Annotated in this window: 13 protein-coding genes; 5 read left to right on the plus strand and 8 right to left on the minus strand. The window is 67.0% G+C overall.

What is annotated here, in order from left to right:
* Nucleotides 1-1,915: hydantoinase/oxoprolinase family protein (locus JHC99_RS03990; RefSeq protein WP_292152167.1), on the minus strand; the 1,915-nt coding region annotated here is incomplete at its 3' end.
* Nucleotides 1,916-2,083: 168 nt separating this feature from the next.
* Here JHC99_RS03990 and JHC99_RS03995 point away from each other — a divergent pair.
* Nucleotides 2,084-3,331 carry a TMEM43 family protein gene (locus JHC99_RS03995; protein WP_292152168.1) on the plus strand — a complete coding sequence of 416 codons (1,248 nt, stop codon included), beginning with the start codon at nt 2,084-2,086 and terminating at the stop codon, nt 3,329-3,331.
* Between the two features lie 168 nt (nt 3,332-3,499).
* Here the strand turns inward: JHC99_RS03995 and JHC99_RS04000 are convergent, their stop codons facing one another.
* The 3 genes from JHC99_RS04000 to JHC99_RS04010 are packed head-to-tail and all read right to left on the minus strand — an operon-like array spanning nt 3,500 to nt 6,374.
* Nucleotides 3,500-4,474, minus strand: a complete 975-nt coding sequence (locus JHC99_RS04000) for a hypothetical protein (RefSeq protein WP_292152169.1) — start codon at nt 4,472-4,474, stop codon at nt 3,500-3,502.
* A complete protein-coding gene (locus JHC99_RS04005; protein ID WP_292152170.1) occupies nt 4,471-5,154 on the minus strand; it encodes an iron-containing redox enzyme family protein in 684 nt (227 codons plus the stop codon). The genes JHC99_RS04000 and JHC99_RS04005 overlap by 4 nt, the downstream gene beginning before the upstream one ends.
* Nucleotides 5,154-6,374, minus strand: a complete 1,221-nt coding sequence (locus tag JHC99_RS04010) for a beta-ketoacyl-ACP synthase III (protein WP_292152171.1) — start codon at nt 6,372-6,374, stop codon at nt 5,154-5,156. Before JHC99_RS04010 ends, JHC99_RS04005 begins: the two co-directional genes overlap by 1 nt.
* Nucleotides 6,375-6,405: 31 nt before the next feature.
* Between JHC99_RS04010 and JHC99_RS04015 the strand changes: the two genes are divergently transcribed.
* Nucleotides 6,406-6,765 carry a thiol-disulfide oxidoreductase DCC family protein gene (locus tag JHC99_RS04015; protein WP_292152172.1) on the plus strand — a complete coding sequence of 120 codons (360 nt, stop codon included), beginning with the start codon at nt 6,406-6,408 and terminating at the stop codon, nt 6,763-6,765.
* Between the two features lie 12 nt (nt 6,766-6,777).
* Here JHC99_RS04015 and JHC99_RS04020 read toward each other — a convergent pair whose 3' ends face one another.
* The 4 genes from JHC99_RS04020 to JHC99_RS04035 all read right to left on the minus strand — a co-directional run bounded on the left by JHC99_RS04020 (nt 6,778) and on the right by JHC99_RS04035 (nt 11,960).
* Entirely contained in the window at nt 6,778-9,102 is a 2,325-nt protein-coding gene (locus JHC99_RS04020) for a glycoside hydrolase family 3 N-terminal domain-containing protein (RefSeq protein ID WP_292152173.1), read from the minus strand.
* Between the two features lie 81 nt (nt 9,103-9,183).
* On the minus strand, nt 9,184-10,347 hold the full coding sequence (locus tag JHC99_RS04025; RefSeq protein WP_292152174.1) for a glutathionylspermidine synthase family protein: 1,164 nt from the start codon (nt 10,345-10,347) through the stop codon (nt 9,184-9,186).
* A 173-nt stretch (nt 10,348-10,520) separates the two neighbouring features.
* Nucleotides 10,521-11,267 carry a PspA/IM30 family protein gene (locus JHC99_RS04030; RefSeq protein ID WP_292152175.1) on the minus strand — a complete coding sequence of 249 codons (747 nt, stop codon included), beginning with the start codon at nt 11,265-11,267 and terminating at the stop codon, nt 10,521-10,523.
* Nucleotides 11,268-11,282: 15 nt separating this feature from the next.
* On the minus strand, nt 11,283-11,960 hold the full coding sequence (locus tag JHC99_RS04035; protein WP_292152176.1) for a YjfI family protein: 678 nt from the start codon (nt 11,958-11,960) through the stop codon (nt 11,283-11,285).
* A gap of 136 nt (nt 11,961-12,096) precedes the next feature.
* On the opposite strand from JHC99_RS04035, the gene JHC99_RS04040 reads away from it, so the two are divergent.
* The 3 genes from JHC99_RS04040 to JHC99_RS04050 are packed head-to-tail and all read left to right on the plus strand — an operon-like array spanning nt 12,097 to nt 13,836.
* Nucleotides 12,097-12,759, plus strand: a complete 663-nt coding sequence (locus tag JHC99_RS04040) for a YjfK family protein (protein WP_292152177.1) — start codon at nt 12,097-12,099, stop codon at nt 12,757-12,759.
* A gap of 13 nt (nt 12,760-12,772) precedes the next feature.
* Nucleotides 12,773-13,186: a DUF350 domain-containing protein gene (locus JHC99_RS04045; RefSeq protein WP_292152178.1), complete on the plus strand. Its 414-nt coding sequence runs from the start codon at nt 12,773-12,775 to the stop codon at nt 13,184-13,186.
* Nucleotides 13,187-13,200: 14 nt separating this feature from the next.
* Nucleotides 13,201-13,836, plus strand: coding sequence for a DUF1190 domain-containing protein (locus tag JHC99_RS04050; protein WP_292152179.1), 636 nt, complete (start codon nt 13,201-13,203; stop codon nt 13,834-13,836).
* The last annotated feature ends 38 nt before the right edge of the window (nt 13,837-13,874 follow it).

Raw genomic sequence — 13,874 nt, forward strand, 5'->3', positions numbered from 1 at the left:
ATCGGGTGGGGGCGGCAGGCAAAGTCAGCGACGTATCGCCTTGCCGTTTCCACCCGGTCTTCGCTGCGCTTCGACCACCCTCCCCCTCGGGGGAGGGAGAAGGCGACGACACGGCCTCGACCTGCAAGGTCTCGACGATCAGGCCGCGTTCAGCGACGAACCCGAACCGCTGGCGATGCGCCGCGTCGAAGGCCCCGCGCATTGTCTCGGCCGGGCCGAACGGCACGGTCAGCGGCGTGTCGGTCCCGGCGTATTTGACCTCTGCGCGGGCGATGATCGCGACCGTGTCGCTGACGTCGCCACCCGACAGTCCCGCCCGCGCCGCCTCGGCCAAGCCTGCGACCCGACCGGCCAACGCGGCGTCGGCCACCGCATCGAGCGGTTCCGCGACGGTCTCCTGTCGGATCGTCCGGACCTCGGCCAGGCCCATTCCGTAGGCGGACAATACGCCTGCATGGGGATGCAGCATCACCGTCTTCATGCCCAGGGCGTCGGCGACTAGGCAGGCGTGCTGGCCCCCTGCCCCGCCGAAGCAGTTGAGGACGTGGCGCGAGACGTCATGGCCACGCTGGATCGAGATGGTCTTGATGGCGCGGGCCATGTGGTCGACGGCGATGGCGATGAAGCCCTCGGCCAGTTCGGCGGGGGAGACGGGGCGGCCGGTCGCGGCGGAAACCTCGGCGGCCAGGGCGTCGAATTTCGAGCGTACGATCTCGGCATCCAGAGGTTGATCGCCGCCGGGGCCGAACACGGCTGGAAAATGCTCGGGCTGAAGCTTGCCCAGCAGGACGTTGCAGTCGGTGATGGTCAGGGGGCCGCCACGGCGATAGGCGGCCGGGCCCGGCACGGCCCCCGCGCTTTCGGGCCCGACCCTCAGGCGCGCGCCGTCGAAGCGACAGATCGAGCCGCCGCCGGCCGCCACGGTCTCGATCGACAACATCGGGGCCCTCAGCCGCACGCCCGCGACGACGCTGTCGCTGGTCCGCTCATACTCGCCGGCATAGTGGCTGACGTCGGTAGAGGTGCCGCCCATGTCGAAGCCGATGACGTGGTCGAAGCCCGCTTCCCTCGCCGTCGCCGCCATCCCGACCACGCCCCCCGCCGGGCCGGACAGGATGGCGTCCTTGCCGCGGAAGGCGTCGGCGTCGGTCAGGCCGCCGTTCGACTGCATGAACATCAGGGGCGTCGCCGGGCCCAATTCGCCCCGCACCCGATCCACATAGCGGCGCAGCACGGGCGACAGATAGGCGTCCGCGACCGTCGTATCGCCGCGCCCGATCAGCTTGATCAGGGCACCGACCTCATGGCTGACCGAAATCTGCGTGAAGCCCACCTCGGCGGCGATCTCGGCCAGCCGCGTCTCGTGCGCCGTCCATCGCCATCCGTGGACCAGGACGATGGCGACCGCCTCGGCCCCCTCCACCCGTGCCGCCGCCAGGTCTGTTCGCGCGCGAGCCTCATCCAGGGGGATCAGCACCCGGCCGTCGACACCGACCCGTTCGTCGATCTCGATTACGCGGTCGTGCAGCGGTGGGTTCAGCACGATGTGGCGGGCAAAGATGTCCGGACGACTCTGCCAGCCGATGGTCAGGGCGTCGCCGAAGCCGCGCGTGATGGCCAGGACCGTCGTTGCGCCCTTCCTCTCCAGCAAGGCGTTCGTCGCCACCGTCGTGCCCATCCGAACGGTCTCGACCTGGCCGGGAGGCAGCGGACCAGGGCCCACCCCCAGCATCCGCCGCATCCCCTCGACCGCCGCGTCGGCATAGTGTTCGGGGTTCTCGCTCAGCAGTTTGGCGGTGCAGACGTGACCATCGGGTGCCCGGCCGACCACGTCGGTGAAGGTGCCGCCCCGGTCGATCCAGAAGCGCCAGCCGGGAGCCAAAGGTCCAGCGGTGGTATCGGTCGGTGTCGTCATGTCCCGGTTAGACCGGGCCCCGCTCCGCGAGACAAGCACCCGCTGACAGGCATCGTCTGACGCGCCGGTGTTGCGGGCCGCACCGCACAGGCCTAATCTCCACCGCAAAGCTTTCGCATCCGGCAGGGGGTCGGACGGGGCGATCAGAGTTTCCGGGGGGAAATCACAATGCCTGACAGCGTCACCAGGACGACGAACACCTCATGGTTTTCGCGCGTCGGCTCGGCCTTCGCCGGGGTCGTCGTCGGCGTCGTTCTGATCTTCGTCTGCATCGCCGGACTGGCTTGGAACGAGGGTCGGGCCGTCAAGACCGAACGCGGCCTGAAGGAAGGCGCATCCATCGTGGTCGATATCCAGGCCAGCCCGATCGACGCCGCCAATGACCAGAAGCTGGTCCACGTGTCCGGCCCGGTCGCCGTGACCGCGCCGCTCGAGGACAGCGACTTCGGCATCACCGCGACGGGCGTGCATCTGTCGCGCCAGGTCGAGATGTACCAATGGCGCGAAAGCTCCAAGTCCGAGACCCGTACCAAGCTGGGCGGCGGCGAGGAGACGGTGACCACCTATACCTATGCCAAGGTCTGGTCCGGCGCGCCCGAGGATTCCAGCGCCTTCGCCGAACCGAACGGGCACCAGAACCCCGAGTTCGCCGTCGAGGGAGCCGACATCCTGGCCCAGGACGCGACGCTCGGCGATTTCCGGCTCGACGACGCCGTTGTCGGCCAAATCGGCGGCGAGACCCCGCTGCGTCTGACCCAGGACAATCTGGCTGCAGTGCAGGCGGCTGTCGGCGACGTCGACCAGTATGTTTCGATCTCACAGGGCAAGATACTGCTGTCCGCCAACCGGCCGCGCAGCAGTAATGTCGACGACGCCGATGACGCCGCGCCCGTGTCGGAGACGTCCGTGATCCAGGGCAGCCCAACGATCGGCGACATCCGCATATCCTATGACCTGACCCCGGCGGGCGTGATCTCGATCGTCGGCAAGCAGAACGGCGACGGCTTCACCAACTATCGCGCCAAGAACGGCGAAGAGTTCCTGCTGGTTTCGGACGGTGCCGTCCCCGCCGCCGACATGTTCCAGGGGGCCCAGGACGCCAACCGGGTCATCACCTGGATCATCCGGGTGCTGGGCATGGTGCTGTTGATCGTCGGGTTCGGCCTGATCCTGGCGCCGCTGGGAGTGCTCGCCGACGTCCTGCCGCTGGTGGGGACGATCGTGCGGATGGGGACGGGACTTGTGGCCTTCGTCCTGGGCTTCAGCATCGGGACGGTGACCATCGCCCTGGCCTGGTTCGCGTTCCGGCCCCTGCTCTCGATCGCCATTCTGGCGGTCGGTGGATTGATCGCGTTCGGCGTCTATCGGCTGGGTCGCGGGCGGAACAAGAAGAAGCTGGCGGAAGCTGCGGCATAGTTTCCTTCTCCCCTTGCGGGAGAAGGTGGGCGGCGGAGCCGCTCGGATGAGGGGTACAGAGATACGAAGCAAGTGTTGAAGGGCGTTCGCTCTCCTTAAGCGCCCGATATCACCCCCCATCCGTCAGGCTCCGCCTGCCACCTTCCCCCGCAAGAGGGGGAAGGGACCCTACCCAAGCGCCGTCTCCCCGCCCGTGGGGTTCCTCGGATCGAGCGAAAGCCCCGCCGCCTGACGCGCCTTGAGCACGCGCAGCCAGCCGTGCATGCCCTCGCAATCGAGGCCGTGCATCATCAGACGATAGCCGGCCTGCAAGGTCGACAGGGTCACCAGAGGGTGGCCGTTCTTGACGAAATTCATGTGGTAGTCGGTACCCAGGATGCGGGCGATATAGATGGCCACCGTCTCGTCCAGCTGAAGGCTGTGCGAGGCCCGCATGAAGTCGGAGCGGGGCAGCATCAGGGCATAGAGCGGGGTGTAGAACTCCACCGCCGTCTGGATGTCGATCCGGTTCAGCGGGCCGGTCGGGAAGGTCTGGAAGGCCGGTTCGACGTCCGAGATCATCGAAAAATCGACCACCGCCGGCGGGGTCAGTTCGCGCCCTTGCGCCTTCAGGCCGATGTTCATCTCGATGATGAAGTTGAAGATGTTCAGGTCGTGCTGGAGGAAGACGTTGTCCTCCAGATCCTTGAGCGTCAGGGGCTTGAGCGGGATCGTCTTGATGGATGCCGGGTCGACGCCGGAGTTGGCTTTCATGAAGGCCAGCAGTTCGGTACCGACATGGAAATGCCGCATGATCAGGGTGTTGGCCTCGGGCGAGCCGAAGATCTGCAATCCCCAGCGGATGGACTTGTGCAGCAGGCCGTTCAGGTTCGGATGACGGGGCGAGATCGCCCGCAGGACCTTCACCAGGCAGAAGAACAGGAAGACCAGCGGGCGGCTGACCGGGAACAGCCATCGCCGCGACCACGACCGCGCCCCCAGCAGCAGGGCCCGCTTGGCCTGGGGGTCGATCGGTAGACTGTGATCGAGATAGAGCGCCAGCCAGGGATCGGGGTCGGCGGGGTCGTAGGCGCGGGCGTCGAACGGATCGGCCCGCTCGCGTGGGCCTGCATCGCCGTGAGCGCCACCGTCCGACAGGCTCATGCCATGATCTCCTCGATCTGGAGCGCATAGAGGCGGGCGGTGACGCGGGCGCAGGTCACGATGCGTTCGGCGACGGCGGGGTCCGGCAGCACCATCCGCAGCATCGCCTCGAACTCCTGCATATGCTCGACGTCGTTCTCGCCGTGATAGAGCAGGAACCGCACCGCCTCGTCGGGCAGGGCCAGACGTTCCTGGACCTTCAGGCCCCATGGCCGGGCCTTGATCGAGCCCAGCCCCTCGATGACGAACATAGCCCCCAGCAGGCCGAAGGGGTCTGGCCTGGACGCCTCATGGAACATCCAGGCCGAGATGGCTTCGGAGCCGACGTTTTTGGGCGCCCCGCGAATGGTCTCGAGCGTCCCGCCCGAGGCGACGAAATCGGCCTCCAGCAGGCGGAAATCGCGGTGTTCGGTGACCGCATGGCGCATCAGGGTCGAGCGCAGTTCCAGATGCGCCTCGCCGACGTTCGACGCCGCCCGGCTCATCCACAGGGCACCGTCCTTCACCTGCTGGCGCAGGTTGATGAGGAAGGCGTGATAGTCGGCGATCTCGAACCGGCCGCGGGTCAGCTTGCGGATCAGGGGGGTGGATTCCAGTCTCTGCTCGAACTCGGCGAAGACGACGGCCAGCTTGCGCAGAGTGTCGGCGACCGCATCGTCATGGATCGGACCATCAGCCATCACACCACCTCCAGCATCATGAACCCCACCATGGCGCGACCGCTTTCGGGCACGATCAACAGCACCTTCTCGCCCCGCTTCGCCCGCCCGCTCTTCATGAACTCGTCCAGCATGACCCAGATCGAGGCCGAACCGACATTGCCGACGGTGGCCAGGTTGGAGAACCATTTGTCCTCCGGGATCATGGCCTTCGTCGATCTCAGGATGGAGACGATCTCCTCGCGCAGGGACTTCGCCGAATAGTGGCACAGCAGGTGATCGACGGCATCGGGCACGATCCGGCCGTCGTCGACCTTCTTCATCCAGACTCCGATCCAGGCGCGGATCACGATCTTGAGCAGGTCAAAATCCTGAAGCAGGGCGATGGCCCCTGACGCATGGGAGGCGGTCGGGCCGACGTGACTCCAGGCCGATTTCATGTCGGCGCGATCGGCGAAGGTCGAGCCGGCCCACATGCAGGGATCGAAGGCGTGGGCCAGCGAGGTCAGATCGATCCAGTCAACCTTCAGTGACAGGCCGTCGGGGCGCGGCCGGGGTTCAAGCACCACAGCCCCCGCGCCGTCCGACAGGGTGAAGCGCAGGAAGTCCGCCTCCATCCGCGCCCGGCCCTTGGCATCGACCAGGGCGGTGCCTTCATAGAATTCGGGCCGGAACCAGCGCGACGAGAACTCGCTGCCGGTCGTGACGGCGACATTCGCCTCGCCCGCCCGGACCTGCAGCCAGGCACCCTTCATGGCCATCAGGGCGGAGGCGCAGACGGACTGGTAGCTGGCGATCTCGATGGGGCCCATTCCGGGACAGAGGGCACCGAGCTCGGCGTGGACCGCGCTGGCGTGGCCGGGCACCAGATAGTCGCCCTGGGTCGTCGCCGTCGCCAGGTGGTTCAGGTCGCCGACCGAAAGCCCCGCATCGTCGAGCGCCGCCCGCACGGCCTGCGCGGCCATGGAGGCGTTGGAATGTAACACCGTGCCGTCCGGTGCCATCGCATAGTGGCGGGTCTCGACCCCGTTCCAGCGCAGGGCGCGACGGCCGACCGCCGAGGATCGGCCACCGATGCGGCCGATGTGGTCTTCCATCGTCCCGACGCCGACAGGCTCTCCGGGCAGAAAGGCACCGCAGCCAGTGATGTAGACGTCGCGAAGCAGGGCCGAGGTCATCGGCTCAGTCGGCACGGGGAAGACGACGGAAGCAAGGCCCGATCGCGACCTTTCGTCCGTCATGTGCGATCCGGCTTCACGCTATGATGCCCGCATGAGTGACCTGATCGTCTGGTTCGACGGCGACTGCCCCCTGTGTCGGCGCGAGATATCCCTGATGCGACGGCTGGACCGGCAGGGTGCCATCCAGTTCGTCGATCTGACGGATGGAACCGGCGTCTGTCCGATCGATCGGGGAGAGCTTCTGGCCCGATTTCACGCCAGCGAGGACGGCCGCATGCTGTCCGGCGCGGCGGCCTTCGCGGCGATGTGGAGAGCGATACCGATCCTGCGGCCGTTCGGCCTTCTGGCGCGACATCCCGGTGTCCTTGCCGTGTTCGAGCGCGCCTATCTGCGGTTCCTGCGGCTCCGTCCCCGTCTGCAGGCCTGGGCCCGCCGGCGGGAAGGACGTTGAACCAGGCAGGGATCAACGGACCAGGTTGAAACGCGTCGGGGTTCCGACCTGGGCCGACGGTGCCAGCCACAGGTCGAAGGCGCCAGGTTCGACGGTCATCCGGCCCTCCGCTCCGATGAACTCCAGCAAGGGGCGGCGCAGGCGGAAGGTGACGGTCGTCGTGGCTCCGGCAGCGATCTCGACCTTGCGATAGTCGCGCAGTCTCTGGCCTGGCTGGGTAAGGCTGGCGACGCGGTCATGGATATAGAGCTGCACCGTTTCCACGACGGGCACGGTCCCGGCGTTCTGGATGGCCACCGATGCCTCGATCTCGCCGTCCCAGGCCAGGGTGTCCGACGACAGGACGGCGGCCGAATAGCGGACCTCGCCATAGGTCAGGCCGTGGCCGAACGGGTACAGGGCAGTGTTGGTCGTCTCGCGGTAGCGGGCGGTGTATTCCTCGCTGGCCAGTGCCGGATTGGCCGGACGGCCTGTGGTCTTGTGGTCGTAGGAAAAGGGCTGCTGGCCCGAGCGGTGCGGGAAGCTGACCGGCAGGCGACCGGACGGCGAATGGGCGCCGAAGACGACTTCGGCGACGCTGTTGCCCATCTCGGACCCCAGGAACCAGGTGACGACGATCGCGGCGGCGTCCTTCACCGCCCCCGACAGTTCCAGCGCCCGTCCGTTGCGCAGCAGGACGACCATGGGCTTGCCGATCTCGGCGACAGCCTGGGCCAGGGCCTGTTGCGCGGGCGGAAGGGTGATCTCCACGCGGGACTGGGCCTCGCCCGAGAACCGGGCGCTTTCGCCGAGCGCGAGGACCACGACGTCGGATTGGGCCGCCGCCACCACGGCCGCCGATATACCACCGGATATGGCCGCCTCGACCTCGCAACCCTGGGCCACGATCAGGTCCTCGGGACGCCGCATCGCCGCGCGGAACCCGGCCTCCAGCGAAACGCGGTGCCCCTCGTCGCCCCAGATGGTCCAGGGGCCGAAGACGTTGTCCACGTCGCTGGCGAACGGCCCGATCAGGGCGATCTTCTGGCCCTCGCGACGCAGGGGCAGAACGCGGCCCTCGTTCTTCAGCAGGACGATCGATTTGGCCCCCGCCTCGCGCGCCAGGGCATAGTGGTCGGCGGCGCCGCGAACGAGACGTTCCCGTTCCGGGTCCATGCCGCGATAGGGGTCGTCGAACAGGCCGAGCGCCGCCTTGGTCGTCAGCACCCGGCGCACCGCCTCGTCGACGCGGGCCATCGGCACGCCGCCGGACGCGACCAGACCGGGGATGTGTTCGAGGTAGAGGCCCGACACCATGCTCATGTCCACACCGGCCAGCAGGGCGATGCGGGCGGCGTCGCGGCCGTCCTCGGCGAAACCGTGGGCGATCAGCTCTCGCTCCGAGGTGTAGTCGGACACGACGAACCCCTTGAAGTCCCATTCGCCCCGCAGCACGTCAGTCAGCATCCGCCGGTTGCCCGAAGTGGGCACCCCATTCAGATCGTTGAAGGCGCTCATGACCGACAGGGCACCGGCGTCGATCGCCGACCAGAAGGGCGGCAGGAAGACCCCCCGCAGCGTCGCCTCGCTCATGTCGGTGGTGTTGTATTCCATCCCGCCCTGGGCCGCCGAATAGGCGACGAAATGCTTGGGCGTGGCCAGAAGGGCGTCTCGGTCGGCCAGGCCCCGCTCGCCCTGGAAACCGCGCACCCGGGCGGCGGCCAGGCGCTGGTTCAGCAGGACGTCCTCGCCGGCCCCCTCGACCACCCGGCCCCAGCGCTGGTCCCGCGCCACATCGACCATGGGGGCATAGGCCTGATGGATGCCCGACACCGCCCCCTCGAGCGCGGCGACCCGGGCGGTGCGATAGGCCAGGTCCTCGTCGAAAGCGGAGGCCTCGGCCAGAGGCACGGGAAACACCGTGGTCATGCCGTGGATGATGTCGGCGGCGAACAGCATCGGGATCTTGAGCCGGGTCTCCTCGACCGCGATCCGCTGGATGCGCCGACCCGCCTCTGCCCCGACGCCGTTGAACAGAGCCCCGCACAGGCCCCGCCGGATCAGGTCGGTGGTCCGGGCCGGATCACCGAAGGCATCAAGCGGATTGACGTTGTAGGGCCGGAAGCGGAACGGGTCGGCCAGCAGGTTCAGCTGACCTGCCTTCTCGTCGATCGTCATCTGACCGATCAAAGTCTCGATCAAGGCCGCGTGTTCGGCCGAGGACCGCGTTTGCACCGGGGCCGCCTTGGCCTTCGGCGCGGTAAACCAGCTCGCCCCGAGGGCGGACAGGACGGCCAGGCTGGACAGGGCGCGACGACGGGACATGGCGTTCGGTGTGTCCGAAAGGGCGGCGGTCATGAAGGGGCTTTCGTGACGGGTCACGCCTTCCCTAACCGGCCAAGCTTCGGCTGTCAGGTCAGGGATCGTTACGCGCGAGGTTCAGTCGCGGATGTAGTGCGGCAGGAAGCGCGAGGTGTTGCGCGTGATCCGGCCCCGGTCCTCGCGCAGCCCGATGCCCGCCGGTTCGTTGCCGACGACCCAGGAGCCGACGATCACATAGCGGTTGTCGAATTTCGGCGGGGCATGCAGGGCCTGACGGATCCAGGCCCCGTCGCCGTAACCCCCGTCCAGCACCGACGATTTCCGCCCGTCCTTGACCAGTTCGACATTGGCCCCCTCTCGCGAGAACAGGGGCTTGCGCACATACGATGTGCCCAGCGTCGTGTGCGCCGGGTCGCTCTCGAAATAGGTCTCCAGCAGGTTGGGATGGCCCGCATGCCGTTCCCACAGAAGCGGTAGCATCCCCTTGTTGGACAGGATCGATTTCCACGCCGGCTCCAGCACCGTCACCTCGGCGTCCGGCAACGGCTTGGCGTAGTCGTCGCGCAGCATCTGTTCCCACGGGTACAGTTTGAACATCGCCCCGATCAGGAAATTCTCATGATCGACGAAGCGGCCGTCGGCATTCAGCCCGATGTCGCCGATCGCGACGAACTGGGGCTCCAGACCGGCCTGTTTGGCGCAGTCCTCCAGGAACCGCACGGTCTGGCGGTCCTCGACGAAATCGGGGTCGGAACTGAAATGAACGAAGCCACCCTCGGGGAAGATGGCCCCGAACCGCTCGACAAGCTTTTCGTGCAGGCTGTTGAACTGGTCGGCGCCCTGCGGCAGCACGCCCGCTGCGATCTGGTCCTCCAGCCACAGCCACTGGAACACGGCCGTCTCGTACACGGAGGTCGGGGTGTCGGCGTTGTACTCGTACAGTTTGGCCGGCCCCGTGCCGTCATAGGCGAAGTCGAACCGGCCATAGAGGCTGGGATCGTTCCGCTTCCAGCTTTCGGCGACATAGTCGCGCATGGCTTCGGGGATATCGAGCTGGGTCATCAGCCGCTCGGACTTTACCGCCTCGTCGACGAGGTCGAGGCACATGGCGTGTAGCTCGGCCGTCGGGGCCTCGATGCCGTCCTCGATCTCGGCGAGCGAGAACTCATAGGCGGCGGCTTCGTCCCAGTAGATCTGGCCGGAGTCGTGATGCCAGGTGAAGCCGACGGCCTCGGCCTTGGCCTGCCAGTCGGGACGGGGGCTGAGTTTGATGCGTTGCATGGTCCACTTTCTCCTCCCCGACGGCGAAGCCGATGGGGAGGTGGATCGCCGCGCTTGCGGCGAGACGGAGGGGCTGCCAGCCCCACACTCGGTATCGCGCCTGCGGGCAGAGCCCCTCCACCGCTTCGCGGTCCCCCTCCCCGTTCGCCAAGCGGCGAACGGGGAGGAAAGGATTAAGCCGGGTCCTTGTCGGCTGCCGGCACGCTGGTCCCGATCTGAGGCGTAACCACCGTGACCGGCGACTGGGTCAGCCGCGCCAGCACATCATCGGCCGAGGAATGGCCGGGCAGGATGCCGGCCTCTTTCAGCTTGTGGTCGAGGTCGGCACCGGTTCGGCGGTCTTCCAGTTCCTGACCGGCCTTGAGCTTCTCTTCCTGCACGGCCTGGCGCTGTTTGATGCGTTGCAGGCTGTCGGCGGCCGAGCCGATACGCGAGTGGGCGCCGGCCGATTGCAGGGCGACCGAAGTCTGGGCGCGCTGGACGCTTTCGTTGACCTTGACGATGTCGATCTCGCGCCGGAGCGTCTCGATCTTCTGGTCAGTAGAAGAAATGGCGGTGCGCAGGCGGGCCTCGGCTTCCTTCATGCCCTCGATCTGAGGACCGCGGGTGCCGATCTCCGATTCCAGTTCTGCGATGCGTCCGGCGACCTCGCGGGCCAGGTCCATCTTGCCCTGGGACACGGCGGCACGGGCGGAGCTTTCGTACTTGGCGATCTGTTCGCCGAAGCTCTTGAGTTCGTTCTCGGCCATCCGGCGGCGGGCGACCAGGCCGGCAAGGTCGTCGCGGGCCTTGCCTTGCGCATTGTCGGCGTCGCGGATTTCCTGATCCAGGATCTTCAACGCATTGGCGTCGACGACGGACTGGCCGGCCTCATGGGCGGTGCCGCGGAACAGGGCGGAGAGTTTGGCGAGCATGGACATTTCTATCTCTCCGGATCAGGCGGCGTCGAAGGTTTCGCGAAGCGACGTGGCGTCGATCGCATTCTCGGCCAGGGTGCGCAGTTCGATCAATATGGTCTGGAGCGTCGTCTTGCACGAGAGTTCGCCCATCAGCTCATAGACGTCCTCGTCCGACACGCTGGTGATGGCGAAGTTGGACAGGGGCACGACCCGTTGCGCCTTCAGCAGGAACTCGTTGAAGCGGGCGGCGTCCTTCTGTTCCGACACGGGCCAGAGCAGGACGGAACAGACGATCTGGGCCCCACCGACGCTGAGGTAGATCGGCAGGTCGCCATATTCATGCATGGTGGCCAGCAGCACGGGGTCCGCGCCCTCGACCACGCGCAGGGTCAGTTCGCCCTCACGGACCAGGGGAGAATCATCCAGCGCTGCCTTGACGGCGGGCACGGTCCAGGCGGTTTCGATCACGGCGTCCATTTGATGGTCAGCTCCAGGGGTGATGTCGATTGAGGTGGGAGAGCGGCGGCGTTGCACAAGAGCCGGCGAGCGCGTCGAATCGGTGACGATGGCGCGGACGGCGGCGCGGACATCGTCGCGCGTCGCCTGGGGCACCCAGAGTTCCAGCTTGACCATGCCCGCCTCGCGGCGCGCCTTGCGCCAGGCCCGGATGCGATCCGAACCGGCCGGCGATGAACTGTCGAGCGCGCCCGTCATTTGTTACATGTAACGCGTAACATGAACGCTTGACAAGAGTGTCGTCCGGGAGGATTTTCAGCCCATGCCCCAGGGGATACAGGTTCGTGATCATCTCAGGCTCGCCGCCTTCGCGGTTCAGGGCTAGAGAAGGACCATGTTCAAGCGTCTGTTCGGGTCATCGGCTCCGGAAGTCCCGGCCAATCGGCTGGCCACGGTGCGCAACATCACGGTCGGGCGCACGGTGTCGCTGGATCCGCTGGCCTGGCGCAGACTTGGCGATACGACGAGGTTCACCCTGGATCGCGACGTGCTCGACATCACCGCCCAGGGCCATCTGGAGCTGGAGGGCGGCCAGCATGTCCACCGCTTCTATACCGACGACCATGTGATGCTTCAGGCCATGAGCGACGACGCCGCCGGCCAGGAAAGCTATGATTTCACCCTGTTCATTCCCTGGACATCGGCCTATCCGCCGGGTGAGCGGGAACGGAGAATCTGGCGCGACCGGCTGTCGGCGCCGGTATTCCAGGGCGCGGCCGAAGAGCTGCCGGATTTCCCGCGTTTCTGGTTCGCGGAGAGCGACGCGACCCAGGCCCCGGTCGACCTCTGGGAAACGATCTGGGACGACCGGACATCGACGGTCCCCTATTCCAAGATTTTCCAGACCTGCATGCTGTACGCCCGTGACCTGCCCGATGGCCGCGAGTTGATGCTGGCTCTGGAGATGCAGCCGCAGGGGGCCGACGGTCGGCCCGGCGACATCACCCACGAAATCATGATCGGCATCCCGCTGGAGATGGCCGAGTTCCGCGCCTGAGGAGGCAAGACGAATGTTCGACTGGTTTGCATTCACCAACGGGGCCGCGGCCTTCGTCCTCGCCTTCGCGGCGGCGGGCGTGTTCACCGTGGCCTTCAAGCTGATCTATCAATGGGTCACGCCCTATCATGAGCGGACGCTGATCCGGGAGGGCAACACCGCCGCCGCCATCTCGCTGGGCGGGGCGTTGATCGGCTATGTGCTGCCGCTGGCCTCGGCCCTGTCGCACACGGTCAGTTTGCTGGAGTTCGCAGCCTGGGCCCTGCTGGCGGGCGTGATCCAGATCCTGGTCTTCGTGACCATGAGCCGGCTGGCCTTCCGCAACCTGACCACCCGGATCGAGGCCGGTGAGGTGGCTGCGGCCGTCTACCTGGCGTCGATCTCGATCTGCGTCGGCCTGCTCAACGCCGCCTGCATGACCACCTGAGCGCGGTGAGCGACATGACCGACACGCCCGAAAAACCCGCCCGCCCGGAAGCCGGGTCACAGAACATGCGCCGCATGATGCGGTCCAGGACCTTGCATGTGACGGGTCTGATGGCCACGGCCAGCTTCTCGCTGGCCGCCTGCGGCGCGCCCCAGGTCGCGGCTCCGGTGCCTGCGGCCGATCCGGCCCTGGCCTATACCTCGCTGGAGGAATGCCGCGCCGCCAACGACGTCACCGACGCCGAATGCGCCACGGCCTATAACGTCGCGGACCAGCAGGCCAAGGAGAAGGCGCCCCGCTATGCCTCTCAGGCCGAATGCGAGGGCCAGTGGGGGCCGGACCAGTGTCGCCCGCTGAACAACACCGGCGGCGGCAGCTTCTTCGGACCGCTGGCGACCGGTTTCATCATCGGCCAGTTGCTGAACGGCGGTGGCTATCGCGGGGGCGGGCCGCTGTATCGTGACCGCAACGGCGGCTATTCCAACGGCTATGGCGGCGGATACCTGAGCCGCGACTATCGTACCGGCCGGACGGTCGCCAACCGCAACGACGTCGATGTGGCGCGCCAGGCCCCCGCCCGGGCCCAGAGCCGCACCACGGTCGTCTCGCGCGGCGGCTTCGGCGGCGGTGGACGCGGCTACGGCGGCTGATTGCCAACGAGGCAGTTCCTACCTCAGTGAATCGTCGG

The organism is Brevundimonas sp., from assembly GCF_016463485.1.
Classification (GTDB): Bacteria; Pseudomonadota; Alphaproteobacteria; order Caulobacterales; family Caulobacteraceae; genus Brevundimonas.